Source organism: Embleya sp. L77 (assembly GCF_055557415.1).
The window spans coordinates 3,901,029-3,927,153 of sequence record NZ_CM145709.1; the positions used below are offsets into that span (position 1 = coordinate 3,901,029).

19 protein-coding genes and 1 pseudogene are annotated in these 26,125 nt (G+C 70.3%); 14 read left to right on the forward strand and 6 right to left on the reverse strand.

Annotated features, from left to right (window positions below; genetic code table 11):
* Positions 1–3: 3 nt before the first annotated feature.
* A complete protein-coding gene (locus ACZOOI_RS16715; protein WP_465276623.1) occupies positions 4–807 on the reverse strand; it encodes an SDR family oxidoreductase in 804 nt (267 codons plus the stop codon).
* 215 nt (positions 808–1,022) lie between these two features.
* On the opposite strand from ACZOOI_RS16715, the gene ACZOOI_RS16720 reads away from it, so the two are divergent.
* The 5 genes from ACZOOI_RS16720 to ACZOOI_RS16740 all read left to right on the forward strand — a co-directional run bounded on the left by ACZOOI_RS16720 (position 1,023) and on the right by ACZOOI_RS16740 (position 7,068).
* Positions 1,023–1,781, forward strand: coding sequence for an enoyl-CoA hydratase family protein (locus tag ACZOOI_RS16720; protein WP_355533169.1), 759 nt, complete (start codon positions 1,023–1,025; stop codon positions 1,779–1,781).
* Positions 1,782–1,884: 103 nt separating this feature from the next.
* Positions 1,885–2,754 (forward strand): CoA transferase subunit A, encoded by an 870-nt coding sequence (locus tag ACZOOI_RS16725; RefSeq protein ID WP_465276624.1) that lies wholly within the window; start codon positions 1,885–1,887, stop codon positions 2,752–2,754.
* Positions 2,751–3,524 carry a CoA-transferase subunit beta gene (locus ACZOOI_RS16730; protein ID WP_465276625.1) on the forward strand — a complete coding sequence of 258 codons (774 nt, stop codon included), beginning with the start codon at positions 2,751–2,753 and terminating at the stop codon, positions 3,522–3,524. Before ACZOOI_RS16725 ends, ACZOOI_RS16730 begins: the two co-directional genes overlap by 4 nt.
* Positions 3,521–4,609: an NAD(P)H-dependent flavin oxidoreductase gene (locus tag ACZOOI_RS16735; RefSeq protein WP_465276626.1), complete on the forward strand. Its 1,089-nt coding sequence runs from the start codon at positions 3,521–3,523 to the stop codon at positions 4,607–4,609. Before ACZOOI_RS16730 ends, ACZOOI_RS16735 begins: the two co-directional genes overlap by 4 nt.
* A gap of 254 nt (positions 4,610–4,863) precedes the next feature.
* On the forward strand, positions 4,864–7,068 hold the full coding sequence (locus ACZOOI_RS16740) for an MMPL family transporter (RefSeq protein WP_465276627.1): 2,205 nt from the start codon (positions 4,864–4,866) through the stop codon (positions 7,066–7,068).
* Between the two features lie 97 nt (positions 7,069–7,165).
* On the opposite strand, the gene ACZOOI_RS16745 is transcribed toward ACZOOI_RS16740, so the two are convergent.
* On the reverse strand, positions 7,166–8,332 hold the full coding sequence (locus tag ACZOOI_RS16745; RefSeq protein WP_465276628.1) for an acetyl-CoA C-acetyltransferase: 1,167 nt from the start codon (positions 8,330–8,332) through the stop codon (positions 7,166–7,168).
* A 263-nt stretch (positions 8,333–8,595) separates the two neighbouring features.
* Here ACZOOI_RS16745 and ACZOOI_RS16750 point away from each other — a divergent pair, with 263 nt between their 5' ends.
* Both ACZOOI_RS16750 and ACZOOI_RS16755 read left to right on the forward strand, forming a co-directional pair.
* On the forward strand, positions 8,596–9,738 hold the full coding sequence (locus ACZOOI_RS16750) for an acyl-CoA dehydrogenase family protein (protein WP_465276629.1): 1,143 nt from the start codon (positions 8,596–8,598) through the stop codon (positions 9,736–9,738).
* Positions 9,739–9,751: 13 nt separating this feature from the next.
* Positions 9,752–10,780, forward strand: a complete 1,029-nt coding sequence (locus ACZOOI_RS16755; RefSeq protein ID WP_465276630.1) for an acyl-CoA dehydrogenase family protein — start codon at positions 9,752–9,754, stop codon at positions 10,778–10,780.
* 85 nt (positions 10,781–10,865) lie between these two features.
* On the opposite strand, the gene ACZOOI_RS16760 is transcribed toward ACZOOI_RS16755, so the two are convergent.
* Positions 10,866–11,642, reverse strand: a complete 777-nt coding sequence (locus ACZOOI_RS16760) for an enoyl-CoA hydratase/isomerase family protein (RefSeq protein WP_465276631.1) — start codon at positions 11,640–11,642, stop codon at positions 10,866–10,868.
* 135 nt (positions 11,643–11,777) lie between these two features.
* Here ACZOOI_RS16760 and ACZOOI_RS16765 point away from each other — a divergent pair, with 135 nt between their 5' ends.
* Positions 11,778–13,409 carry a FadD3 family acyl-CoA ligase gene (locus tag ACZOOI_RS16765; RefSeq protein ID WP_465276632.1) on the forward strand — a complete coding sequence of 544 codons (1,632 nt, stop codon included), beginning with the start codon at positions 11,778–11,780 and terminating at the stop codon, positions 13,407–13,409.
* 292 nt (positions 13,410–13,701) lie between these two features.
* Here the strand turns inward: ACZOOI_RS16765 and ACZOOI_RS16770 are convergent, their stop codons facing one another.
* On the reverse strand, positions 13,702–14,541 hold the full coding sequence (locus tag ACZOOI_RS16770) for an enoyl-CoA hydratase/isomerase family protein (protein ID WP_465276633.1): 840 nt from the start codon (positions 14,539–14,541) through the stop codon (positions 13,702–13,704).
* 117 nt (positions 14,542–14,658) lie between these two features.
* On the opposite strand from ACZOOI_RS16770, the gene ACZOOI_RS16775 reads away from it, so the two are divergent.
* The 3 genes from ACZOOI_RS16775 to ACZOOI_RS16785 all read left to right on the forward strand — a co-directional run bounded on the left by ACZOOI_RS16775 (position 14,659) and on the right by ACZOOI_RS16785 (position 18,555).
* Positions 14,659–15,606 carry a TIGR03619 family F420-dependent LLM class oxidoreductase gene (locus ACZOOI_RS16775; RefSeq protein ID WP_465276634.1) on the forward strand — a complete coding sequence of 316 codons (948 nt, stop codon included), beginning with the start codon at positions 14,659–14,661 and terminating at the stop codon, positions 15,604–15,606.
* A gap of 246 nt (positions 15,607–15,852) precedes the next feature.
* Positions 15,853–16,641, forward strand: coding sequence for a glucose 1-dehydrogenase (locus ACZOOI_RS16780; protein WP_465276635.1), 789 nt, complete (start codon positions 15,853–15,855; stop codon positions 16,639–16,641).
* Between the two features lie 138 nt (positions 16,642–16,779).
* Positions 16,780–18,555 carry an N-acyl-D-amino-acid deacylase family protein gene (locus tag ACZOOI_RS16785; protein ID WP_465281216.1) on the forward strand — a complete coding sequence of 592 codons (1,776 nt, stop codon included), beginning with the start codon at positions 16,780–16,782 and terminating at the stop codon, positions 18,553–18,555.
* 87 nt (positions 18,556–18,642) lie between these two features.
* Here ACZOOI_RS16785 and ACZOOI_RS16790 read toward each other — a convergent pair whose 3' ends face one another.
* Positions 18,643–19,236, reverse strand: a complete 594-nt coding sequence (locus tag ACZOOI_RS16790) for a Uma2 family endonuclease (RefSeq protein WP_465276636.1) — start codon at positions 19,234–19,236, stop codon at positions 18,643–18,645.
* 339 nt (positions 19,237–19,575) lie between these two features.
* On the opposite strand from ACZOOI_RS16790, the gene ACZOOI_RS16795 reads away from it, so the two are divergent.
* Positions 19,576–22,170: a bifunctional FO biosynthesis protein CofGH gene (locus ACZOOI_RS16795; RefSeq protein WP_465276637.1), complete on the forward strand. Its 2,595-nt coding sequence runs from the start codon at positions 19,576–19,578 to the stop codon at positions 22,168–22,170.
* 71 nt (positions 22,171–22,241) lie between these two features.
* Here the strand turns inward: ACZOOI_RS16795 and ACZOOI_RS16800 are convergent, their stop codons facing one another.
* Entirely contained in the window at positions 22,242–24,242 is a 2,001-nt protein-coding gene (locus tag ACZOOI_RS16800) for an arabinofuranosyltransferase (protein ID WP_465276638.1), read from the reverse strand.
* A 104-nt stretch (positions 24,243–24,346) separates the two neighbouring features.
* On the opposite strand from ACZOOI_RS16800, the pseudogene ACZOOI_RS16805 reads away from it, so the two are divergent.
* Both ACZOOI_RS16805 and ACZOOI_RS16810 read left to right on the forward strand, forming a co-directional pair.
* Positions 24,347–24,646 (forward strand): annotated as a pseudogene (locus tag ACZOOI_RS16805) (MmyB family transcriptional regulator); the annotation flags it as partial.
* A gap of 174 nt (positions 24,647–24,820) precedes the next feature.
* Complete coding sequence (locus ACZOOI_RS16810) at positions 24,821–25,924, forward strand: ADP-ribosylglycohydrolase family protein (protein WP_465281217.1); 1,104 nt, start codon at positions 24,821–24,823, stop codon at positions 25,922–25,924.
* The last annotated feature ends 201 nt before the right edge of the window (positions 25,925–26,125 follow it).

Here is a 26,125-nt window from a genome sequence, read left to right on the forward strand (position 1 = left end):
CCGTCAGTTTACGGGCGCATGATCGGTCTCGCTGTCCGCCGCACGGAGGAAAGCGGGCATTTCCCCGCCGCCGTGCATGAGTAGTTCCGCTCCGCTGACGTACCGTGACATCGGCGAGGCGAGGAACAGGCACACGTCCGCGACGTCGGAGGGGTCCGCGAGCCGGCCGAGCGGAATCGTGTCCGCCACACGCTGCACGCCCGCCTCGTCCCCGTAGTGCAGGTGCGCCTGTTCGGTCCGGACCAGGCCCACGATCACGGAGTTGAGTCGGATCTTCGGTGCCCACTCGACGGCCAGCGAGCGCGTGAGCGAGTTCATCCCGGCCTTGGCCGCGCCATAGGCCGCGGTGCCCGGCGAGGGACGCACGCCGCTCACGCTGGAGATGTTCACGATCACCCCACCGGTTTCCTGACGGTGCATCAAGCGGTGGGCGGCCTGCGCGAAATACAGCGGGCCGAGCAGGTTCAGCTCGATGATCGCCTTGGAGAACCGGGGTGACGCGGTGGCCGCGTCGGTCTGCGGCGCGCCGCCCGCGTTGTTGACCAGCACGTCCAGTCGACCGAAGCGTTCCTCGACGAACTCCACGGCGGTGAAGGCGGTGTCGGGGTCGCGCACGTCCGCGGGGGTGTACACCGCGGTGCGCCCGCCTGCGGCGGGCAGCGTCTCGGGCTCGCGGCGCGAACACACCACGACGTCGGCGCCGGCCGCCAGGAAGCGCTCGCTGATGCCCCGTCCGATCCCCTTGCCGCCACCGGTGACGAGAACGACGCGTCCACTCATGTCGAGCGGGTTGGGGGAGGACGTCATGGCCTGCTCCTGACGGGCTGCGGTGTCGTGGGCGCCACGCTCGCTTCGTCTGGCGTGGGTCGCTCGGGGTCAACTATGGTGGCAGAAATCTGACGATCAGTCAGATCGGGTGGTGATGTGCCTCTCACGACCGGACGGCCGCGTCGGCCGCACCCGCCGGTACATGGGACGTCACCGACCGATCCGACGCACGCGGCCGAATGGATCTGGTTGCCATGGCTATCCGTTACGAGGTGCGTGAGGGCATCGCCGAGGTGGTGCTGGACGCACCCCCCGTCAACGCGCTCACCGTCGCCGGCTGGTTCGAGCTCGCGGACCGACTCCGCGACGCGAGCCGTGACCCGCAGGTCCGGGCCGTGGTGCTCCGGGCCGAGGGCCGCGGCTTCAACGCCGGCGTGGACATCAAGGAAATGTCGAACACCGAGGGCTTCGACGCACTGGTCGCGGCCAACAAGGGCTGCTTCGACGCGTTCGCCGCGGTGTACGACTGCGAGGTGCCGGTCATCGCGGCGGTGCACGGCTTCTGCGTCGGCGGCGGGATCGGGCTGGTCGGCAACGCGGACATCATCGTCGCGTCGCACGACGCGTTCTTCGGCCTGCCCGAGGTCGACCGCGGCGCCCTCGGCGCGGCCACCCACCTGGCCCGACTGGTCCCGCAGCACCGGATGCGACAGATGGTCTACACGTCGGAGAACGCCCCCGCGGCGGAACTCCACGCGTACGGCTCGATCTACAAGCTGGTGGACCGGGACAAGCTGGTCGAGACCGCGTTCGAGGTGGCTCGCGCCATCGCCGCGAAGAGCCCGACCGTCATCCGCGCCGCGAAGGCGTCGCTGAACGGCATCGACCCGGTCGACGTCAAGCGCTCGTACCGCTACGAGCAGGGCTTCACGTTCGAACTGAACCTGACCGGCGTCTCGGACGAACTGCGCGACGCCTTTACTGAGGGACGCGAAGCGGACACCTCCAAGTGAGCGGCACCGCCCCTTGCCGGGGGTCCGGGGGTTGTCCCCCGGGCGGGCACAGTACCGAGGGTCGCGAAGCGGACACCTCGAAGTAGAGACGGAGCAACCATCCATGGCTGACAAGCGCATGACGGCCGATCAGGTCGTCGCACAGCTCTCCGACGGGATGACCGTCGGCATCGGCGGGTGGGGTTCGCGGCGCAAGCCGATGGCCCTGGTCCGGGCCATCCTGCGATCCGACCTCAAGGATCTGACCGTCGTGTCCTACGGCGGCCCCGACGTCGGGCTGCTGGCCCGGGCCGGCAAGGCGAGCAAGCTCGTCTACGCGTTCGTCTCGCTCGACTCGATCCCGCTGGAGCCCAACTTCCGGTACGTGCGGGAGAACGGCCTGGTCGAGGCGGTCGAGTACGACGAGGGCATGTTCCTCACCGGCCTGCGCGCCGCCGCCCAGCGACTGCCGTTCCTGCCCACCCGCGCGGGTCTGGGCTCGGACATCCTCAAGGTCTCGCCGCACCTGAAGACGATCGAATCCCCGTACGGCGACGAGACGTTGGTCGCGATGCCGGCGCTGAACCTGGACGTCGCGCTGATCCACGCGAACGTCGCCGACGAGCGCGGCAACGCCGCACTGACCGGCCCGGACCAGTTCATGGACGACCTGTTCTGCCTCGCGGCCGAGAAGGCGTACGTCTCGGCCGAGCGCATCGTGCCGAGCGAGGAACTGCTCAAGGCGGCCGGCTGCGTGCACACGCTGACCGTGCACCGCTACATGACGCACGGCGTGGTCGAGGCCCCGAACGGCGCGCACTTCACCGAGTGCCCGCCGGAGTACGGCCGGGACGAGGCGTTCCAGAAGGCGTACGTCACCGCCGCCGCCGACCCCGAGGCGTGGGCCGCGTTCGAGCAGCGCTTCCTCGCGGTCGAGAGCGAGGCGGCGTACCAGGCCGCCGTCGAGGAGTTCAAGAAGGAGACGGCCAAGTGAGCACCGAGACCCTGACCGAGGCCACCCGCGCCGACGTGTGCGTCGCCGCCGTCGCGGACTGCTTCCGCGGCGACGGCGAGATCATCGGCAGCCCGATGGGCGCCGTGCCCACGATCGGCGCCCGGCTGGCCCGCGCGACGTTCGAGCCGGACCTGATGCTCTCCAACGGCGAGTCGTACTTCTTCGAGGGCGACGCCCGACTGGGCGCCAAGCCCGACGAGTTCGCCGTGGTCGGCTGGATTCCCTACCGCCAGGTGCTGGACGTGCTCGCCTCGGGGCGGCGGCACGTGATGATGGGCCCGGTGCAGATCGACGCGCACGGCAACGCCAACATCTCCGCGATCGGCGACTGGGCCAGGCCCAAGCGCCAGGTGCTCGGCTCGCGCGGCGGTCCGGGCAACACGATCAACCACACCACCAGCTACTGGATCCCCAAGCACTCGGCGCGCGTGCTCACGCCGAAGGTGGACATGGTCTCCTGCGTCGGCTACGACCGGGCCGCCGCGGTGGGCTCGGCCGGGCGCTTCCACGAGGTCCGACGGGTCGTCACCAACCTGTGCGTGCTCGACTTCGAGACCGAGGCGAAGGTCATGCGGCTGCGCTCGGTGCACCCGGGCGTCACCGTCGAGGAGGTCGTCGAGGCGACCGGCTTCGAGCTGGTGATCCCGGCCGAGGTACCCACGTCGCGGGTGCCCTCGGACGAGGAACTGCGGATCGTGCGGGACGTGCTCGACCCGCGCGGCATGCGGTTGCGCGAGGTGCCGGCGTGAGCGCGGGCGGGCTGCACCCGGCGCTGCGCAACGGGTTCACCGAGAAGTTCGGCGTGCGGTACCCGATCGTGCAGACCGGGATGGGCTACGTGTCCTACCCCCGGCTGGTCGCGGCCACCGCCGAAGCCGGCGGTCTGGGCATCCTGGCCTCGGCGACGATGACCTACGACGAACTGGTCGCGGCGATCGCGGCGGTGAAGAAGAGCACCACCAAGGCGTTCGCGGTCAACCTGCGCGCGGACGCGCCGGACGCGGCCGAGCGGATCGACCTGATGGGCCGCGAGGGCATCAGGGTCGCCTCGTTCGCGCAGGCACCGAAGAAGGACCTGATCAAGCGCGCGCACGACCTGGGCATGCTGGTGGTGCCCTCGATCGGCGCCAAGCGGCACGCGCAGAAGGTCGCCGAGTGGGGCGTCGACGGTGTCATCGTGCAGGGCGGCGAGGGCGGCGGGCACACCGGCTCGATCCCGACCACGCTGCTGCTGCCGCAGGTGACCGACGTCCTGCGGGGCAGCGACGTCACGGTGATCGCGGCCGGCGGCTTCTTCGACGGGCGCGGCCTGGTCGCCGCGCTGGCGTACGGCGCGGACGCGATCGCGATGGGCACCCGCTTCCTGCTCACCTCGGACAGCCCGGTGGGTCAGGCGGTCAAGGACGTCTACCTGGCCGCCGACGTCAACGGCACGATCGTGTCCAAAGAGGTCGACGGCGTCCCGCACCGGGTGCTGGCCACCGATTTCGTCAAGCGGCTCGAACAGCGCTCGGTGCTCGCCCGCTATCCGCGCTCGATCGCCAACGCGGTGAAGTTCCAAAAGCTCAGCGGTACCAGGCTCACCGACATGGTGCGCGAGGGCCTGGCGATGAAGAAGTCACAGGGACTGAGCTGGCCGCAGGTGCTGATGGCGGCGAACACCCCGATGTTGCTCAAGGCCGCGATGGTGGACGGGCGTCCGGACCTGGGCGTGATGGCCTCGGGCCAGGTGGTCGGCGTGATCGAGGACCTGCCCTCGTGCGCCGAGCTGATCACCCGGATCACCGAGCAGGCGAGCGCGATCCTCCACGACCTGGAGTCCGCCCGGGTCTGACCGCTCCGCACCGCATGCGAACGCCGGCATCGCCCCTTGCGGGCGGTGCCGGCGTTGCGTCCGCACTGCCGCTGGGCCGCCTTCGCATGGGGTCCGCGCTGCTTCCGCGCTGCCGCTGCGCGGCGTCCGCGCCCACCCGGGGGGGTGGGTCTGGACCCACCCCGGATCGGGGGTTCGACGCAGTGTTCCGCGACCGCCGCGCCGACAGACTCGAACTGTCAGCGGGACACAGCGGAACACGAGGGGACCTGACAATGGCCAAGCAGCCGGCGACCGTTCGCGTCGCACGATGGAGTGCCACCCACCCGTGGCGGGCGATCGTCATGTGGATCGCCTTCGTCGCCATCTGCCTGGTCGTCGGGGGAATGGCGGGCACCGAGAAGACCACCGCAGCGGACATGGGCAACGGCCAGTCCGGCCGGGCCGACGAGATCTCCAGGCAGTACGGTCTCGACGGCGCGGCGAGCGAGAACGTGCTGATCACCGCGAAGAACGGCACGCTGGACCGGGCCGCGGCGGACCGGGTCGCCGCCGAGGTCACCGCGAAGCTGCGGGCGCTGCCCGAGGTGGCCGACGTCGCCGCGCCGATCCCGGCCACGAACGGCCGGGCGCTGCTGGTCCCGCTCACCATGAAGGGATCGGCCGACAAGGCCCAGGACCACATCGACCCGTTGCTGAAGGCGACGGCGAGCGTCCAGAAGGCGCACCCCGACCTGCGGGTCGACGAGATCGGTGACGCATCGATCGGCAAGGGCATCCAGGACCAGATCGGCAAGGACCTGGGCCAGGCCGAACTGTTCAGCCTGCCGGTCACGTTGATCATCCTGATGGTCGCGTTCGGCGCGATGATCGCCGCCGCCGTGCCCGTGCTGCTGGCCATCTCCGCCGTCGGTGCCTCGATCGGTCTGTACGGACTCGCCTCCGCCGTCTTCCCGGACTCGGGCACCGTCTCCAGCGTGATCACCATGATGGGCATGGCGGTCGGCGTCGACTACTCGCTCTTCTACGTCAAGCGCGAGCGGGAGGAGCGGGCCAAGGGCCGCGGCCGGATCGACGCGATCGAGATCGCCGCCGCCACCTCCGGGCACGCCGTGGTGGTCTCCGCGATCGCGGTGGCCGTCTCGATGGCCGGTATGTACATCGCCGACGACGCGGTCTTCTCCAGCCTGGCCACCGGCGGCATCATCGTGGTCGCGGTCGCCATGATCGGCTCGCTCACCGTGCTGCCGGCGCTGCTGGCCAAGCTGGGCAACCGGATCGACCGGCCGCGGATCCCGCTCCTGTGGCGGCTGACCGCCCGCGAGGACCGCGAGCCGCGCGTGTGGAAGGCGCTGCTGCGCCCCGCGTTGAACCACCCCGGGATCACCCTCGCGGTGTCGGTGGCCGCCCTGGTCGCGCTGGCTCTGCCGGCCTTCGGAATGAAGCTGCAGAACACCTCCAGCGACGACTTCCCGCGCTCGATGGCCACGATGCAGACCTACGACCGGATGACCGCCGCCTACCCGAGCAAGCACAGCCCGTACAACCTGGTCGCGCTGGCCCCGGTCGGCAAGGAGAAGGAGACCCGTGCCGCTCTGGACAAGGCCGTCGCGCAGACCCGGAACAACCCGCTGTTCGCCCAGGACCCGGTCGAGGTGCTGGTCTCGAAGGATGGGCGTGCGTTCAAGGCCGACGTCATCACGCCGCACATCTCCAGCTCGACCGAGGCCAAGGCGGCGCTGAAGCAACTGCGCGAGAGCGTGCTGCCGAACACCGTCGGCAAGGTGGCGGGCGCGGAGTTCGCGGTCTCCGGTGAGACGGCCGAGAACAAGGACTTCGCCGACCACGTGCAGGACAAGCTGCCCCTGGTGATCGCCTTCGTCCTGCTGCTGACCTTCGTGATGATGTCGGTGACCTTCCGCTCGGTGGTCGTCGCGCTCACCGCGATCGCGATCAACCTGCTCTCCGCGCTGGCCTCCTTCGGCTTCCTGGTCGTGGTCTTCCAGCACACCTGGGCCGAGGGGATCCTGGACTTCCACTCCAGCGGCGCGATCATCTCCTGGCTGCCGCTGTTCCTGTTCGTGGTCCTGTTCGGCCTCTCGATGGACTACCACGTCTTCGTGGTCAGCCGGATCCGCGAGGCGGCCATGCAGGGGATGTCCACCAAGGCCGCGGTCGAGAAGGGCATCACCGGCTCGGCCGGCGTGATCACCAGCGCGGCCCTCGTGATGGTCTCGGTGTTCGTGGTCTTCGGCACGCTGAGCATGCTGGACATGAAGCAGATGGGCATCGGCTTGGCCGCCGCGGTCCTGATCGACGCGATCGTGGTCCGCATCGTGATCCTGCCCTCGCTGATGACGCTCCTGGGCAGGGCCAACTGGTGGCCCAGCCGCATCCCCCGCATCCACGCCCCGCAACACGCGGCCCCGCAGCACCCCACGACCGACTACGAGCCGCACATCTACCAGCGCCAACTCTGACCCTCGGGACCCACTTCCACCCGCGAGCCCGAAGGGCGCGACCACCGGAGCCGGTGGCCGCGCCCTTCGGGGTCGTGTCGCGAGATCCGACGCCGGGTCAGCCCAGGCGTTCGATGATGATGGCGTTGGCCTGGCCGCCGCCCTCGCACATGGTCTGGAGGCCGTAGCGGCCTCCCGTGCGCTCCAGGTGGTGGAGCAGCGTGGTCATCAGGCGGGCGCCGGTGGCGCCGAGCGGGTGGCCCAGGGCGATCGCGCCGCCGTTGGGGTTGACCTTCTCGTGCGGGGCCTTGATGTCCTTCATCCAGGACAGCACCACCGGCGCGAACGCCTCGTTGATCTCGACCGCGTCGATGTCGTCGATGCCCAGGCCGGACTTGGCGAAGGCGTACTCCGTCGCCGGGATCGGCGCGGAGAGCATCTCGATCGGGGACGCGCCGCGCACGCTCATGTGGTGGATCCGGGCGCGCGGGGTGAGGCCGTACTGCTTCAGGGCACGCTCGGAGACGATCAGCAGCGCCGCCGCCCCGTCGGAGATCTGCGATGCGACGGCGGCGGTCATCCGGCCGCCCTCCATCAGCACCTTCAACTCCGCCATTTTCTCCAACGTGGTGCCCCGGCGCGGCGGCTCGTCGACCGAGACCACGGTGCCGTCCACGTCGATCGGTGCGATCTCCTTCTCGAACCACCCGTTGTCGATCGCGTGCAGGGCGCGCTCGTGCGACGCGAGCGCGAAGCGCTCCATCTCCTCGCGGGAGATGTCCCAGCGCTTGGCGATCAGCTCGGCGCCGTGGAACTGGTCGACCGGCTCGTCGCCGTAGCGCGCCACCCAGCCCTTGGAGCCGGAGAACGGGTCGCTGAAGCCGAGCGGCACGGCCGAGGTCATCGCCGACCCGATCGGGATCTGGTTCATGTTCTGCACGCCGCCGGCCACGACCACGTCCTGGGTGCCGGACATCACGCCCTGCGCCGCGAAGTGGATCGCCTGCTGTGAGGAGCCGCACTGCCGGTCGATGGTGACCCCGGGCACCGCCTCGCTGTAGCCCGCGGCGAGCCACGCGGTGCGGGCGATGTCGCCGGCCTGCGGGCCGATCGTGTCCACGCAGCCGAACACCACGTCCTCGACCACGTCCGGGTCGATCCCGCTGCGCTCGACCAGGGCCTTGATCGCGTGGGCGCCCAGGTCGGCCGGGTGCACCCCGGCCAGGCTGCCCTTCTTGCGGCCGACCGGTGTGCGAACCGCGTCGACGATGTATGCCTCGGCCACTGGGGCCCCCTTTGATCCTCGAGTGTTCGACTCACGAGTGTTCGACCGACGATTGCTCGACCGGTGACGTACGACCGATGACGTACGACCGGCGACGTTCGACCGACGATTTCGCTCGCCCGCGTGTCCGATCGCACGCCGTCCACGGTGTCGCCACACCGCACGGAACGGTTAACCTGACGACCCGTCAGTTATGCTACCCGTGTCCGACCGGGTTTCGACCTGTGTGTCCTCGGTCTCACACCCGTCGAGGGAGTCGCCCAGTGGATCTCGAATTCACCGAGCAGGAGCAGGAGTTCCGCCGGGAGGTGCGCGCTTGGCTGGCCGCCAACGTGCCCGCCGAGCCACTGCCGTCGATGGACACGCGGGAGGGCTTCCTGGCCCACCAGGCGTGGGAGCGCAAGCTCTTCGACGCGCGCTGGGCGGTGGTGTCCTGGCCGCGGGAGTATGGCGGGCGCGAGGCCGGCCTCACCGAATGGCTGATCTTCGAGGAGGAGTACTACCGCGCGGGCGCCCCGGGCCGGGTCAGCCAGAACGGCATCTTCCTGTTCGCGCCGACCGTCTTCGAATTCGGCAGCAAGGAGCAGCAGGACCGCTACCTGCCGAAAATGGCCTCCGGCGAGGAGATCTGGGTCCAGGGCTGGTCCGAGCCGGAGGCCGGCTCCGACCTGGCCAACGTGCGCTCGCGGGCCGACCGCGACGACGAGCGCGGCGGGTGGCTGCTGAACGGGCAGAAGATCTGGAGCTCGCGCGGCACGTACGGACACCGCCTGTTCGGCCTGTTCCGCACCGACCCTGAGGCACAGCGGCACCGCGGGCTGACCTATTTCATGGTCGACCTCGCCGCCCCAGGCGTGACCGTACGGCCGATCCCGCAGCTGGACGGCGAGCCGGGCTTTGCCGAGGTTTTCCTGGACGACGTCTTCGTACCGGACGCCGACGTGCTCGGCGGGGTGAACGAGGGCTGGAAGATCATGATCGCCACCACCGGCAGCGAGCGCGGGCTCAACCTGCGCAGCCCCGGCCGCTTCGTGGCACCCGCGAACAGGCTGATCGAGCTGTACAAGCAGGACCCGCGCCCGGCCGAGCGGGACGCGGTGGTGCGCGCGTGGATGGACGCCGAGGCGTACCGGCTGTTCACCTTCGGCACCGTCACCAAGCTCCAGGCGGGCGGTGCGATCGGCGCGGACTCCTCGATCAACAAGGTCTTCTGGTCCGAGATGGACGTCGAGCTGCAAGCGACCGCGCTGCGCCTGCTCGGCGAGGCGGGCGAGCTGGACGACGGCGACGGCGGCTGGCTGGACGGGTTCCTGTTCGCGCTCGGCGGGCCGATCTACGCCGGTACCAACGAGATCCAGCGGAACACGATCGCCGAACGCATCCTCGGCCTGCCCCGAGCGAAGTAGAAGGATTCCGACGATGCGCCTCGCATACACCGAAGACCAGGAACTGTTCCGCGACACCGTCCGCGACTTCCTCGCCGACCGGTGCACCGGCACGGACGTACGCGCCGCCTGGGCCGCCGACAGCGCGATCTCCGCACGCTGGGCCGAACTCGCCAAGGTCGGCGTGACCGGCATCGTGGTCCCCGAGGAGCACGACGGCCTGGGCATGGGCGACGAGGAACTGGCCGCCGTGCTGGTGGAGGCCGGCTACGCCGCGCTGCCCGAACCGCTGCTCGAATCGGCGGTCGCGGCCGGCCTGCTCGCCGAGTTCGCCGCCGACGCCGGATGGCTTGCCGAGATCGCGGCCGGTCGGGCCACCGCCTCGGTACTGCTGCCCGGTCGGCGACTCGCCGTCGAGGCCGCCGCCGCCGACGTGCTGGTGATCGGGCTGGCCAACGGCGACCTGCACGTGACCGACCCGGGCGACTGCGAACTCACCGCACGACGTTCCGTCGACCGCAGTCGCAAGCTCTACACGGTCGGCTTCCAACCGACCCCGGAGACCCTGGTGGCCTCCGGCGCACAGCGGGCGCTGGCCCGGGCGGCGAACCGCGGCGCGCTCGGCGCGGCGGCACAGCTTCTGGGCCTGACCCGGCGGATGCTCGACATGACGGTGGACTACGCCAAGCAGCGGGTCCAGCGCGGCGTGCGGATCGGCACCCACCAGTCGGTCCAGCACCACCTGGCCAACGTGCTGATCAAGCTGGAGTTCGCCCGCCCGGTGGTGCTGCGTGCGGCCTACTCGCTCGCCCGCGACCTGCCCTCGGCGGACCGCGACGTGTCGATGGCGAAGATCTACGCGGGCGAGGCGGCCGACCTGGCCGCCCGCAACTGCCTCCAAGTGCACGGCGCGATCGGCTACACCGAGGAGCACGACCTGCAACTGTTCATGAAGCGCGCCTGGGCACTGGGCGCCGCGTGGGGCGACCCGGGTGAACACCGCGACCGGATCGCCACCGACCTGCTCGGCGCCGCACCGGCGCCCACCACGCCCTCGTACTGACACCCGAAGCCCGGGCGACGCAAGAGGCGGCCGTCGTCCGACCGAGCCCCGACCCACCTCGGTGGGTCGGGGCCCTCGGCGCGTGTCAGCGCACCCGGAAGTCCTTGCCGCGGCCCTGGAACAGGCTCGCCTGCTCGGACCAGTCGAGGTTGCCCAGTTCGATCATGTGAGGGGCCATGCTCAGGGCCTGGGCGCGGGTGAGGTCACGGGCCGCCCAGATCGAGCGCACGGACCCCTGGACGCCGTGCGGCGGGTACGAGGCGATGGTTTCGGCGGCCCACCGGGCGGTGTCGAGCAACTCGGCCGCCGGCACCACCTGGGACACCAGTCCCGTCTCGTAGGCGCGCTTGGCGCTCATCCGCTCGGCGTTGCCCAGCAGGGTGAGCCGCATGACCTCGCCGAGCGGCATGCGCTGCGCGAGGTGCATCGACTCGAAGCCGGACACCATGCCGTACGTGGTGTGCGGGTCGAAGAAGGTCGCCTCCTCCGCCGCGATCACGAACTCGCATTCGCCGAGCAGGTAGAACGCGCCGCCGCAGGCCATGCCGTTCACCGCGACGATGACCGGCTTCCACAGGTCGGAGAACTTCGGTCCCACCTTGAGCATCGGGTCGTCCATCATGTACGGCGACGACGGCTGGGGGATGTCCACACCCCGGTCGATGCCGGTACAGAACGCCTTGTCGCCCGCGCCGGTGAGCACCACGCACCGCACGTCGTCGTCGTGCCGCAGCTCACGCCACAGCGAGTGCAGCTCGTCGATCATGGTGATGTCGAACGCGTTGTGCCGGTTCGGGCGGTTCAGCGTCACCCACGCGACGCCGTTCTCCTGCTCGTAGCCCAGCGTCTCGAACTTGCGCATGCCTCAGCCCTCAATCTTCGGTGACCACCACGTCTCGGTGGTCTGCGTCTCGATCGCCGTGATGCCGCTTCCCACGCCACCATGATCTGACGTACCGTCAGGTTCTATCAACCTCTGGCCTCTCCGGGAGCGATCATGCAAGGGGACCTTGAGTGGGGGAGCATCCCTGCCCTCGTCGACAGCGCGGCGGACCGCTTCGGTGACCGTGAGGCCGTGGTGGACGGCAATGTACGGGTCGGCTACGCCGAACTGCGGGACCGTGTCCGGCGTGCCGCCGGCGCCGCCATCGCGGCGGGCGTGCACAAGGGCGACCGGGTCGGCATCTGGGCGCCGAACTCGCTGGACTGGATCGTGTCCGCGCTCGGCGCGTTGACCGCGGGCGCGGTCGTGGTGCCGATGAACACCCGGTACAAGGGCGCGGAGGCCAAGTACGTGCTGGCCAAGACACACGCCAAGCTGCTGTTCGTCTCGGGCACGTTCCTCGGCTCGTCCTACGTCGGCATGCTCCGCCAGGCGGCCGGCGGGGCGGCGGAGGGCCGGGCGTTCGCGGACCTGCCCGAGTTGGAACGGGTGGTCGTGCTGGCCGACACCGCGCCGGACGACTGCGTCGCGTGGTCGGACTTCCTGGCCGCCGGCGACCGGATCACCGCCGCCGAGGTGGACGCCCGCAAGGCGAGCGTCAGCGCGGACGACATCGGCGACGTCATCTTCACCTCCGGCACCACCGGCCGGCCCAAGGGCGTGATGACCACCCAGGCGCAGACGTTGCGCGTGTTCGACACGTGGGCATCGCTGGTCGGCCTCGTCGAGGGCGACAGGTATCTGATCGTCAGCCCGTTCTTCCACACCTTCGGGTACAAGGCGGGGATCGTCGCGAGCCTGATCAAGGGCGCCACGATGATTCCGCAGGCGGTCTTCGACCTGGACGCCACGATGGCGGTGATCCAGCAGGAGCGGGTCACCGTGCTGCCGGGCGCGCCGACGATCTACACCTCGCTCCTGGACGCGGTGGCGCGCGAGGGGGCGGGCAAGTACGACCTGTCCTCGCTGCGGCTCGCGGTCACCGGCGCGGCGGCGGTGCCGTTGTCCCTGGTGACCCGGATGGCGGAGGAACTGGGCTTCGACTCGGTGCTCACCGCGTACGGGCTGACCGAGTCGTGCGGTACGGCCACCATGTGCCGGCAGGGCGACTCGGCCGAGGTCATCTCGTCCACCTCGGGGCGGGCCATTCCCGGCGTGGAGGTGGTCACCGTGGACGCGGACGGCAAGCCGACCCCGGTCGGCGAGTCCGGCGAGGTGTGGGTGCGTGGTTACAACGTGATGAAGGGCTACTTCGAGGACCCGGAGGAGACCGCCGGGTCGATCGACGCCGACGGCTGGCTGCACACGGGCGACGTGGGTGTGCTGGACGAGCAGGGCAACCTGCGGATCACCGACCGGATCAAGGACATGTTCATCGTCGGCGGCTTCAACGCCTACCCGGCGGAGATCGAGTCCGTGTTGGCGGGGCACCCGGCGATCTCGGAGGCCGCGGTGGTCGGTGTTCCGGACGCGCGGATGGGCGAGGTGGGCAAGGCGTACCTGCTGCTGCGGCCCGGGGCGGAGGTGACGGCCGAGGAGGTCATCGCGTTCTGCCGGCAGGAGATGGCGAACTACAAGGTGCCGCGGGCGGTCGAGTTCGTCACCGAGTTGCCGCGGAACCCGGGCGGGAAGGTGCTCAAGTTCGAGCTCCGGGCGCGGGCTGCGGAGGAAGCGGCGCGGCGGTGACCCGGGGCGGGCTGGTCCGCCTCAAGCGCCGGCGGCGCTGAGTGGCCTCATGCGCCGGCCGGGCTACTTGGCCTCAAGCGCCGGCCGGGCTGGTTCGCCTCAAGCGCCGGCGGGGCTGAGTGGCCTCAAACGCCGGCCGGGCTACTTGGCCTCAAGCGCCGGCCCGGCTGGGTTCGCCTCATGCGCCGGCGGGGCTGCTTGGCCTCATGCGCCAGCCCCGCTGAGTGGCCTCAAGCGCCGGTCGAGGTGTGGGTTCTGGCCGGCGTTTGAGGTTGTCGGGGTCGGGCGGGGGTTACTTGCCCTCGAATTTTGCTGATTTGCGGGCTGCTTTGGCTGCGTAGCCTGTTGCCGAGTCTTCGGAGACCAGGGTCAGGGCTGCGGACATTGCGGTCAGGCCCAGGGCCGTGTCGAGGTTGGCGTCGGCGAAGGTGTCGATGCTGCGTTTGATGCCCTGGACGGCCAGGGGGGCGTTGGCGGCGATTTCCTCGGCCAGGGTGCGGGCGGTGCGGTCCAGGTCGGCCACGGGCACCACCTCCTGGACCAGGTTCAGGCGCTCGGCCAGGGCCGCGTCGATCCGGCGGCCGGTCAGGGACAGCAGCTTGGCCCAGCCCGCGCCCGCCTCCCGGGCGATCCGGATGTCGCCGCCCGCGTCCACCGCGACGCCGATCTGCGCCTCGGGCAGCGCGAACCTGGCATCGTCGGCCGCGATCCGGATGTCCGCCATCAGCGCGAGTTCGAAGCCGAACCCCAGGCAGTAGCCCTGGACGGCGGCGACCACGGGCTGCGGCAGCCGGGCGAAGGTGCGAAAGCGCTCGTGCACCCAGCGCAGGCCCTCGTAGTAGTTGCGGGTGCGCTCGGCGCCGGAGCGGCCGGTGATCGCGCCGCCGGGTGCGGTGACGTCGATGCCCGCGCAGAACGCCCGCCCCTCGGCCCGCAGCAGCACCACCCGGACCCGCTCGTCGAACCGGATCCGGTCGGCCATGATCCCCAACTGCCGGGTGGCCTCCCAGCTCCACGCGTTCAGCTTGTCCGGTCGACACAGCGTCAGCACCGCGATGCCGGTGGCCTCCTCGACCTCCAGCCGCATCCGCACCTCGGCCTCGTCGATGCTTGGGTCGGTGGTGTTGATCACGGTCCGGTTCCTCCAGGAGCGGTGCTTCGGCCTTGTCTGACGACCCGTTAGATCGGAGTATGTGACACGCGTTCGCCACAGTCCAACGATCTCCCTTGATCCCTCGGAGGCACTTCCATGGCCGCGATCCTGCCCCCGGGCACCCTGCACGTCGGCATGCAGCTGCCCATCCAGTCGCAGAGCAAGCTGTACGCGGAGGCATGGGAGGAGACCTCGGGACCGGACGAGCTGGCGGCGATCGCGCAGGCCTGCGACCGGGCCGGCTTCGCGTACATCGCGGTCTGCGACCACACCGCGATCCCGCGCAGCCACGCCGGCGCGATGGGTACCGAGTGGTGGGACACGATGACCACGCTCGGCTGGCTCGCGGCCGTCACCGAGCGGATCCGGCTGATCAGTCACGTGTCGGTGCTCGCCTACCGGCACCCGATGATGTCGGCCAAGGCGTTCGCGACGCTGGACCGGATCTCCAAGGGCCGGGCGATCGTCGGTGCGGGTGCGGGACACGTCGAGGCCGAGTTCGAGATGCTCGGGGTGGACTTCAAGACCCGGGGCAAGGCGCTCAACGAGGCATTGGAACTGCTCGATCTCGCGCTGCGGGACGAGTACGTGACCTTCGCCGGCGAGCGCTGGCAGGTCGGCGACATGGGCGCGCGGCCGCGTCCGGTGCAGACCCCCCGTCCGCCGATCTGGATCGGCGGCTCGGCGGGCGCGGCGCTGAAGCGGGTGGCAAAGTACGGCGACGGCTGGTTGCCGCAGGGCAGCCCGCGGGCGACCTACCCCGATCAGCTGGCCGAACTGAAGCGCTACCAGGAGCAGGTCGGCCGCGCCGACGAACGCCTGGACATCGGTGCGATCACCGAGATCCTCTACGTCGGCGAGGCCGGTTGGGACGTCGGCGCGAACACCCTCACCGGCAGCCCGGACAAGCTCGCCGAGTCGCTGCGCTGGTACGGAGAGCAGGGCGCGAACCAGATCCAGGTCCGCTTCCGTAGCCGCGACCTGGCCGAACTGCTCGACCAGATCGCGCTGTTCGCCGCCGAGGTCGCGCCGAACCTGTCCTGATCGCGGCGTTCCGGGCACTCGGAGCCGCCTCCTCGTACTCCTCTCGCCTCGTACCCCTCCCGCCCAACGCACCACGCGCACCACGGCACCACGCGGCGCACCAGGGACCGCAGCACCACGCGGCGCACCACGGCACCACGCGCACCACGCGCACCACGCGCACGATGCGCGCCATGCGCGCAACGCGCACACCCCGCACGATGCTCTGATGCTCCATCAGTCTCCGTTCTCGGAAGGGAAGTTCGCATGGGCAAGCTGGACGGCAGGGTGGTCCTGATCACCGGCGCGGCACGTGGCCAGGGGGTCGTGGAGGCCCGCCTGTTCGCGGCCGAGGGGGCGAGGGTCGTACTCGCCGACATCCTCGACGAGGCGGGCGAGGCGGCGGCGAAGGAGATCGGCGACGCGGCCCGCTACGTACACCTGGACGTGTCGGACGAGGACGACTGGCAGCAGGCGGTGCGCACCGCCGTCGACGCCTTCGGCAGGCTCGACGGGCTGGTCAACAATGCCGGGATCCTGGCCTTCGACCCGATCGAGGAGATGTCCCGGGCGGCATACCTGCGGATCGTCGAGGTCAACCAGCTCGGCACGTTCCTGGGCATGAAGACCGCACTGCCCGCGATCCGCGCGGCGGGCGGCCCGGGCACGATCGTGAACATCGCGTCCTACGCGGGCCTGGCCGGCATGGAGGGCCTGGTGGCGTACGCGTCCACCAAGGGCGCGGTGCTCGCGATGACCCGGGTGGCCGCGCTGGAGGCCGGACCGGGGATCCGGGTCAACGCGATCTGTCCGGGCGGCGTCCGCACGCCGATGACCAACCCGGGTGACATCGACGGCCTGACCACACCGACCCCGGCCCCGGGTGAGCCGGACCCGGTGAGTGAGGTGTTCGGCGGCATACCTCTGGCCCGGATCGGCGAGCCGGACGAGATCGCCACCGCGGCGCTGTTCCTGACGAGTGCCGACAGTTCGTACATGACGGGCACCCACATCGTCGTGGACGGTGGCTGGATGGCGGGCGTGAAGCTTTTCTGAGTTTCGATCCGCGGTCGAGATATGCCGCTGTGGCATGACTCGGGTGAGCCCCGTCTCATCCCGCGCGGACCCCTGGCGGGCCCGCGCATCTGACGTACCATCAGTTTCGTGGGTGGGCGGGGCCGGGCATGCGCAGGCGTGCGGTCGGCCGCGTTCGCGGGCAACACCGAGGGCAGAAGGAGCTTCGCCATGCTGGACCACGTCATCACCGGAGCCACCGTCGTCGACGGGACGGGCGCGCCGTCCTTCCTGGGTGACGTGGGCATCAAGGACGGACGGATCGTCGCGGTCACCCCCGCCGGCGGCATAACCGAAGAGGCCGCGAGCACCGAGAACGCCGAGGGCCTGATCCTGGCTCCCGGGTTCGTCGACCCGCACACCCACTACGACGCCCAGCTGCACTGGGACCCGTACGCCACGCCCTCGGTCAACCACGGCGTGACCACGATCATCGGCGGCAACTGCGGCTTCACGCTCGCGCCGCTCCGGGCCGAGGACGCCGACTACACCCGACGGATGATGGCCAAGGTCGAGGGCATGGCGCTGCCCGCGCTGGAGAACGGCGTGGACTGGAGCTGGGAGACCTTCGCCCAGTACCTGGACAAGCTGGAGGGCCGGATCGCGGTGAACGCCGGCTTCATGGCCGGACACTGCGCGATCCGTCGCTACGTGATGGGCGCCGACTCGGTCGGCAAGGAGGCCACGCCCGAACAGGTCGCGGCGATGGTGGCCGAGCTGGGCAAGGCCATGGAGGCCGGCGCGCTCGGCTTCTCCACCGGCCAGTCCAACCACACCGACGGGGACGGCAACCCGGTGCCGTCGCGGGCCGCGACGCCGGCCGAGATCCTGGCGCTGTGCGAGGAGGTCGGCAAGCACGAGGGCACCCAGCTGGAGGTCATCGTTGCCGGCTGTCTGGACAAGTTCTCCGACGAGGAAATCGACCTGCTGGTCAAGATGACCACCACGGCAGGCCGGCCGATGAACTGGAACGTGCTCACCGTCGACGCCGCCGCGCCCGACCGCGCGCCACGCCAGATCTACGCGTCGGAGAAGGCCAAGGAGACCGGCGGGCGGATTGTCATCCTGACCATGCCGGTCCTGGTCCCGATGAACATGTCCTTCCTGACCTACTGCGCGCTCAACCTGATCCCGGGCTGGGGCCCGATCCTGTCCCTGCCGGTGCCCGAGCGGATCGCCAAGCTGCGCGATCCCGAGGTGCGCGCGGAGATGCTGCGCAACGCGGACAGCCCCGAGGCGGGCGTCTTCCGCCGGCTCGCCGACTTCGGCCGCTACGTGATCGGCGACACCTACTCCGCGGCGAACGAGGGCCTGTCCGGCCGGGTGGTCGCGGACATCGCCAAGGAGCGCGGCCAGGACGACTTCCGGACGCTCGTGGAGATCTGCATCAACGACGACCTGCGCACGGTGTTGTGGCCGATGCCCACCGACAACGACCAGGCGTCGTGGGACCTGCGGCAGCAGGTGTGGGACAACGAGCACGTGATCCTGGGCGGATCGGACGCCGGCGCGCACCTGGACCGGATGTGCGGGGCCACCTACACCACCCGCTTCCTGGGCGACATGCTGCGCGGCCGCAAGCTGGTCTCGCTGGAGCGCGCGGTGCAGATGCTCACCACCGAGCCGGCCGAACTGTTCGGCCTCAAGGACCGCGGCCGGATCGCCGAGGGCTTCCACGCCGACCTGGTGCTGTTCGACCCGGCCACCGTCGGCTCCGGCCCGGCCCGCCTGATGCACGACCTGCCCGGCGACAGCCCCCGCCTGACCAGCGAGTCCACCGGCGTGGTCAGCGTCCGGGTCAACGGCGTGGAGACGGTCCGCGACGGCGAGACCACCGGCGCCGCCAACGGCACGCTGCTGCGCTCCGGCAAGGACACGGTCACCGTCTCGGTCTGACCGCCCACCGGAAACTCGGCGGCGTGCGGGGGTCCTCCCGTACGCCGCCGCTCCATGTCCGATGCAGGCGGATCGTGCGAGGGCGGTCTACGCGACGAGGTCGGCGGGATCGAGTTCGACGGAGAAGGGTTCCTCGATCCGAGTGGTGGTGCCCGCCGCAAGGCGGCGGGTCAGTTGATACTCGCCCTCGGCATCGAGCGTGTAGGTGAACAGCACCGGCAGTCGATCGAGTCCGAGTCCGCGAAACCGTGCCGTCTCCAAGCGCCAGAAGTGCAAGATGCCGGCAGCGGCGTACTTGGCGGGCTTGAGGGTGCGGTCGGTCGTGGTTGTCGACGGCGAGACGATTTCGACGACCAGGTGGACCTGCGATGGATCGGGCATCTTGACCCCGCCGGCGAGAGCGGAACGATCGACGACGAGCACGTCCGGGATCAGGCCGGTCTGGTTCCCCATCGGGATGCCGGACGCGGTGACCGCGATGAAGTCGGGTGGTGCCGCTGCGTGCAGGAACATCCGGAGTTGGTCACCCGCGAACTGGTGCTGCATGGATGGCGGCGGGCTCATCAGCACGCTCCCGTCGACGAGCTCGTATCGGCTGCCGTCCGGTGATGCCTCGTTGAGAGCGATCCATTCGTCCACAGTCCAGGGCTGGACGTGCGACTGCGCGGGGAGAGCCGCCATTCGTAGCACCGCCTTCGTGTCGCCCCGACCTGCCCCGATTGTGACACTCTCCACGACCACCGGCACGGTCCTTGTCTGGTCCGAACATTCCAACGACCGAGTCGGTCGGAGGTCACCCGAATGGCACAGCGTCGAGATCGACGACGGTTTTCGTCGCGGCCCTCACGACCCACGTGACGTGCGACACGAGTCGCAATGGCCTCGATCGAGCGCGCCTACCCTTGGTCTGTTCGGGGGGCGACGTCGTGTCGGCTCCCGTTCGTCGGTTGGGCGGAGCGTACGAGGTGCGGTCGGCCCGCCGATCCAACCCGAGCAACAGCGACGACAGCGAGGTGTCGCATGACCCCGACCCCCAACGAGGGACGTCCCACCGAGAGTTCGATGCGGCGTGCGCTGCGACGAGCCCGAGACGGGGTCATGCTCGACGTCTCGGAAGCGGCCGTGCTCCTGCACGCGCGCGACGCGGACCTGGTGGACCTGAGCCGGTCGGCCGCGCGCGTACGCGATGCCGGGTTGGAAGCGGTCGGTCGCGCCGGGGTGATCACCTACAGCCGAAAAGTGTTCATCCCGCTGACCAGACTGTGTCGGGACCGCTGCAACTACTGCACCTTCGTCACCGTCCCCGGCAAGCTCAGGCGCGAGGGCCACGGGATGTTCCTCAGCCCGGACGAGGTGCTGAAGATCGCCCGCGACGGCGCCGCGCTCGGCTGCAAGGAAGCCCTGTTCACGCTCGGTGACCGGCCCGAGGACCGCTGGCCCGAGGCGCGCGAGTGGCTGGACGCGCACGGGTACGACGACACGCTCGCCTACGTGCGGGCGATGTCGATCCGGGTCCTGGAGGAGACCGGTCTGCTGCCGCACCTCAACCCCGGCGTGCTCTCCTGGACCGACTTCCAGCGGCTCAAGCCGGTCAGCGCGTCGATGGGGATGATGCTGGAGACCACCGCGACCCGGCTGTGGTCCGAGCCCGGCGGCCCGCACCACGGCTCGCCGGACAAGGAACCGGCCGTGCGGCTGCGGGTGTTGGAGGACGCCGGGCGCTCGAACGTCCCGTTCACCACGGGCCTGTTGATCGGCATCGGCGAGAACATGACCGAGCGGGCCGAGTCGATCTTCGCGATGCGCAAGGTCGCCCGGCAGTACGGCTCGATCCAGGAAGTCATCCTGCAGAACTTCCGGGCCAAGCCGGACACCGCGATGCGTTCGACGCCGGACGCCGACCTGGTCGAGTTGGCCGCCGCGATCGCCGTCTCGCGGATCGTGCTCGGCCCGAAGATCCGGGTGCAGGCCCCGCCGAACCTGATCGGCGAGGAGTACGCGCTGATGATCGCGGCCGGCATCGACGACTGGGGCGGCGTCTCGCCGCTCACTCCCGATCACGTCAACCCCGAACTCGCCTGGCCGCAGATCGAGTTCCTCGCCGAACGGACCGCCGAGGCGGGCTTCACGCTGCGCGAGCGGCTCAACGTCTACCCCGAGGTGATCCAGCGCGGCGAGCCGTGGGTGGACCCGCGGGTGTTGCCGCACGTGCGTGCGCTGTCCGACCCGGAGACCGGGCTCGCGATCGAGGGCAAGTGCCCGGAAGGACTGCCCTGGCAGGAGCCCGAGGACATCTTCGCCGCCGCGACCGGCCGCACCGACCTGCACGTGAGCATCGACACCACCGGCCGCACCACCGACCGCCGGGACGACTTCGACAACGTGTACGGCGACTGGGAGTCGTTGCGCGAGCAGGTCGCCGACAGCGCCACGGGATCGGTGGTCCGACTCGACTCGGAGGTCAAGGCGGCGCTCGGGCAGGCGGCTGCCGACCCGACCCGGCTGACCGACGACCAAGCCCTCGCGCTGTTCCACTGTGACGGCGTCGCGATGGACGAACTCGCCCGGATCGCCGACGACTTGCGCCGCACGGTGAACGGCGACGAGATCACCTACATCGTCAACCGCAACATCAACTTCACCAACGTCTGCTACACCGGCTGCCGCTTCTGCGCGTTCGCCCAGCGGCGCACCGACGCGGATGCGTACACGCTCTCCCTGGACCAGGTGGGCGAGCGGGCCGAACAGGCCTGGGCGGTCGGCGCGACCGAGGTGTGCATGCAGGGCGGCATCCACCCGGACCTGCCCGGCAGCGCGTACTTCGACATCGCGCGCGAGGTCAAGAAGCGCGTGCCGGACATGCATGTGCACGCGTTCTCGCCGATGGAGGTGGCCAACGGCGCGACCCGGACCGGGATGTCCATTCGCGACTGGCTGATCGCCGCCAAGGAGGCGGGCCTGGACACCATCCCCGGGACGGCCGCCGAGATCCTCGACGACGACGTGCGCTGGATCCTGACCAAGGGCAAACTGCCCGCCGCGACCTGGGTCGAGGTGGTCACCACCGCGCACGAGCTGGGCATCCGCAGCTCCTCGACGATGATGTACGGCCACGTGGACACGCCCTCGCACTGGCTGGGCCACCTGCGGCTGCTCGGCCGGATCCAGGACGAGACGGGTGGCTTCACCGAGTTCGTCACGCTCCCGTTCGTGCACACCAACGCGCCGGTCTACCTGGCCGGCATCGCCCGCCCGGGCCCGACCCTGCGGGACAACCGGGCCGTGCACGCGATGGCCCGGATCCTGCTGCACGGCAAGATCGACAACATCCAGACCAGCTGGGTCAAACTCGGCGTCGAGGGCACCAACCTGATGCTCCAGGGCGGCGCGAACGACATGGGCGGCACGCTCATGGAGGAGACCATCTCCCGGATGGCGGGCGCCGACAACGGCTCCAAGAAGTCGATCGCCGAACTGGAGGCGATGGCCGCCTCGCTCGGCCGGCGCGCCCGGCAACGCACCACCACGTACGGCGAGGTCAGTGCGGAGCGCCAGGCGGTTGCCCGCCGGCACGACGAAGAGGTCGAGAAGATCATGCTTCCGATCCTGGGCTGACCGCATGAACGACCGCGCCCGCCGAACCCCTCGGGAGGGCTCGGCGGGCGCGGTCGTGTGCGGGCGAGCGGTCAGCGCAGCGTCACGACGACGAACGGACCGACGCTCTTAAGGGTGAACACCGCAGGGTCCAGGAGCTCCTTGCGGAAGACCACGTCGCGCTGTTGATGCTCCGGCGACATCGGGAACGCGTCGACTATCGTCCGCGCGTGGTATCCGTCGGCCTCGGGATGCAGCAGCATCGCGTCCGGGGCCCGCCACGGACTGGCCTTCATCCGCTTGACCAGATCCTGCGCCGAGTCGGCGGCAGCCCAGCGGGCGACCTCCTGCTGGCGCGCGGTCATCTCGCCTATCGGGTTCGAGTACTGCGGGACGTAGGCCAGGAAGCCCCAGTAGGGCTTGAGCGCGAGCAGCCGGTAGTTGTCGGTGAGCAGGATCGTCTTGTTCGGTGCCTTGTTCTTGGTGCCCGCGGAGATGGCGCGGTACAGCATCCGGTCCAGTTCCAGGGCTGCGAGCGTGGCACCGGTGGGCGGTTCGTCCCGGATCCGGGGCTCGTTGCCGTCCGGGTAGGGCTCGCTGAGGGCCCGGTCCAACGAGCCCCCATCGGCGCGGGCGAACTGCTGGGCCACCACCACGCCCGACGCCACGGCGAGCACGGTGACGACGGCGAGCACGGTACGCGCGATCCTCGGTTCGGTCGTCCGGGCGCGGATCGCGCGCAGGCCGGCCGCGAGCCCGAACACACCTCCGCTCGCGAGGCACAGTTCGAGGATCGGGGTCACCCGGAAGGTCAGCAGCGTGGTGTCGGCGACGCCCGCCGCGAACGAGAGGATCGACCACACGTAGCAACCGACGACGCCGATCGCCAGCCCGCGCGCGATGATGTCCCCCGACCCGACCGCCCACAGCAGCCAGACCAGGCCGAGCAGGCACAGCGCGCCGAGCGGGGTGAACTCCAGCATCGGCATGGCGAAGGTCGCGCCCTCGGGGAAGAGGAAGTGCTGTGCCGCGTTCTTGGGCATCCCCAGTTCGAACGACTTGAGCAGGTATGGCAGCCACACCGGGAGGATGAGCACCGCCGCCGCCCCCGCGATCAGGAGCAACCGGCCGAGCACCGTGCCGAGGGTGTAGCCGGACGGGGGCGCGCCGCGCGGGTTCGGGACCCGGGTCGCGCGGTTCCGGGCGATGAGCAGCCCCACGACGGCCGACCCGACGATCACCAGCGTGAGGAAGCCGGTGATCAGGGTGTAGAACAGCGCGGAGATCCCGAGAAAGACCCCGATCCCGAGCAGCACGCCGAGGTTCTTCGGCCGGCGACCGAGGTCCCGGCGGCCTCGGGCCAGCACGTGTGCGATGGCGACCACGATCGGCGGGGCTAGTCCCGTGACGGCCCAGGCGTAGCCCTCGTTGACCGCCGGCGACATCCCGGAGAGTCCTACCAGCGTGGTCGCGGTGCTCAGCGCCGCGGCCATCGGGCGTGACACGATCGCGCTCCACAGCGTGAACGCGAGCGCAACCGTGACGCCCGCGGTCAGGATGGTGAAGGGTTTGTACGCTTCCCAGCCGGCCAGACCGAAGAGGTTCGCGAAGCGACCGCCGAGCCAGAACCAGCCGGTGGGGTACATCGGCGGCGTGTTCTCGTAGTTCATGTCGGACAGCCGAGGGGAGTCGGTCATCCGGGTCAGGTACTGGCTGCGGAACGAGTTGTCGCCCACGAGCCCGCCGTAGTACCACTTCGTTGCGTACAGCGGCAGCGCGAGCACGAGCGTGGGCAGCGCGGTGAGCAGGACCCAGGTCAGCACGGTGCGCAGGAAACGCCGGTTCCCGCCGCGCAGCACCAGGAACGCGATCAGACCCAGCAGCACGGCGGCGCCGAGGCTGGCGAACTCCAGCGGGATCAGCGACTTGGCGAGGGTCTCCGACTTGTCCGGCGCGACCATGATCCGCGGCCTGGGCAGCCCGGCATGGGTGACCAGGAACTGGATCGGGAGACTGGTCGCGATCGCCACCACCGCCGCGCAGCACAGTTCGGCGATGATCGACCGTGCCCGGCGACCGGACCGGCCGGCCATCGTGGGGACGGATCCACCTGCAGGCACCGGCGGATGCGCCGCGTCGCGCGCCGAATGATCCGACATTACGTCCACCAAGCGGTCCCGTCGATGAGCCCGGGAGCGTGTGTCGATTCCCGGAGCGGCTGGCTCGAGCGCGAGGCAAGCCGGGCCGCCGAGACCAACCGGACCGGGAAGCGGTCGCCGCGTTCGTCGAGGTCCCTGCACCTCGGGACGGCAGCCTATCCCGCCCTGCGATCGTTTTGGCAGGAGCGGATCACTCCTGCCGGGACGGCCGGATCAGACCTCTTCCGGAGTTCGCCTCCTGCTGGGCGGGCCACCCGGTGGCCGACTGCCACAGCGGGGTGCGTGACTACCATCATCCGCTGGTCGGTCCGCTGACGCTCCGACAGGAGGTCACCGGGCTTACCGCAGACCGGATCAGCGGCTCGCGCTGCACGTCGCCGCTCCGGGTCGGAGGCCGCGCTGCGCCTGCTCGGCAGCTGTCCCGACCCGGCGATGTCGGACGCGTGTACGACCCCTCGGTGACCCGCCGCCGGTACGCTGCGGTGGGGGTGTCGGGGGAGGGGAGTACACACATGGCCGCACTCTGGTCCAGAGACCGGCTGCAGGACTTTCGGGCACGGGTACGAGGGTGCCTCGTCGGCGGCGCGATCGGTGACGCGCTCGGCGCGGGCATCGAGTTCCTCAGTCTCGCGGAGATCCGCGAACAGCACGGACCCGACGGCGTCGTCGGGTACGTGACGGCGTATCACCGGCACGGCGCGATCACCGACGACACGCAGATGACGTTGTTCACGGTGGAGGGCCTGATCCGCGCGCACGTACGGCGCGACACCGGCGCCTGGCATCCGCCGACCGATCTGCACGGCGCGTATCTGCGCTGGAAGGCGACGCAGAGCGAGTGGGGGCCGGACGAGCGCAAGGACGAGGGCTGGCTGGTCCGCGAGGAGTGGCTGTACAGCTCGCGTGCGCCCGGATCCGCGTGTCTGCGCGGCCTGGAGGACGAGAGTGTGATGGGCACGCTGGAGCGGCCCAAGAACCCCGATTCCAAGGGCTGCGGGGCGGTGATGCGCTCGGCGCCGTTCGGCCTGCTGGTCGGCTGGCGCCCCGAGCTGGTCTTCCAACTCGCGGTGGAATGCGCGGTGTTGACGCACGGTCACCCCACCGGCTATCTCTCGGCGGGCGCGTTCGCGGTGATCGTGCACGCGGTCATGCAGGGCGCGCCGCTGGAGGAGGGCGTGCGGGTGGCGCTGGATCTGGTCAAGGCCCGCCCCGAGCACACCGAGACGGCGACCGCCATCGAGGCGGCGCTGGCCGCGGTGCGCGCCGGCGTGCCGTCGGCCGAGCGGGTGGAGGCCCTGGGCCAGGGCTGGACGGCCGAGGAGGCGCTGTCGATCGGGCTGTACTGCGCGCTGGTGGCGCCGGACATGCGCACCGGGCTGCTGCTCGCGGTCAATCACGGCGGCGACAGCGACTCGACCGGGTCGATCTGCGGCAACCTGCTGGGCGCGATGCACGGCGACACCGTGCTGCCCGCCGACCTGGTCGCCGAGCTGGAGGGCCGCGGCGCCATCCTGGAGTTGGCCGACGACTTCGCGATGGAGATGACGCAGGGCACCACGCTGCACGGCCCCGAGGCCGGCGAGACCTCCTGGGCCAAGCGCTACCCACCGACCTGACGTCGAGGCGCAAACGGGAACGGGCTCGGGGCCGGGGCGGGGGATGTCGCCCCTTCGCCCCCGGGCCGTCTCCGTGCCTGCGTGCGCGCCCGTGTCCGCGAGGGGTCTCGGGCCGGTGTCTGCGACTCCGGCCTCGCATCAAGACGGGGGCGAGTACACCAGCCCGGGTCACGACGAGGGCGAGTACACCGGCCCGCGTCC

Bases quoted from the DNA above. Each gene is read 5' to 3' on its own strand.
- ACZOOI_RS16715 (WP_465276623.1), bottom strand. From the start codon at position 807: ATGACGTCCTCCCCCAACCCGCTCGACATGAGTGGACGCGTCGTTCTC.
- ACZOOI_RS16740 (WP_465276627.1), top strand. From the start codon at position 4,864: ATGGCCAAGCAGCCGGCGACCGTTCGCGTCGCACGATGGAGTGCCACC.
- ACZOOI_RS16790 (WP_465276636.1), bottom strand. From the start codon at position 19,236: ATGGCGGCTCTCCCCGCGCAGTCGCACGTCCAGCCCTGGACTGTGGAC.
- ACZOOI_RS16775 (WP_465276634.1), top strand. From the start codon at position 14,659: ATGGCCGCGATCCTGCCCCCGGGCACCCTGCACGTCGGCATGCAGCTG.
- ACZOOI_RS16795 (WP_465276637.1), top strand. From the start codon at position 19,576: ATGACCCCGACCCCCAACGAGGGACGTCCCACCGAGAGTTCGATGCGG.
- ACZOOI_RS16800 (WP_465276638.1), bottom strand. From the start codon at position 24,242: ATGGCCGGCCGGTCCGGTCGCCGGGCACGGTCGATCATCGCCGAACTG.
- ACZOOI_RS16720 (WP_355533169.1), top strand. From the start codon at position 1,023: ATGGCTATCCGTTACGAGGTGCGTGAGGGCATCGCCGAGGTGGTGCTG.
- ACZOOI_RS16755 (WP_465276630.1), top strand. From the start codon at position 9,752: ATGCGCCTCGCATACACCGAAGACCAGGAACTGTTCCGCGACACCGTC.
- ACZOOI_RS16760 (WP_465276631.1), bottom strand. From the start codon at position 11,642: ATGCGCAAGTTCGAGACGCTGGGCTACGAGCAGGAGAACGGCGTCGCG.
- ACZOOI_RS16765 (WP_465276632.1), top strand. From the start codon at position 11,778: ATGCAAGGGGACCTTGAGTGGGGGAGCATCCCTGCCCTCGTCGACAGC.
- ACZOOI_RS16780 (WP_465276635.1), top strand. From the start codon at position 15,853: ATGGGCAAGCTGGACGGCAGGGTGGTCCTGATCACCGGCGCGGCACGT.
- ACZOOI_RS16810 (WP_465281217.1), top strand. From the start codon at position 24,821: ATGGCCGCACTCTGGTCCAGAGACCGGCTGCAGGACTTTCGGGCACGG.
- ACZOOI_RS16725 (WP_465276624.1), top strand. From the start codon at position 1,885: ATGGCTGACAAGCGCATGACGGCCGATCAGGTCGTCGCACAGCTCTCC.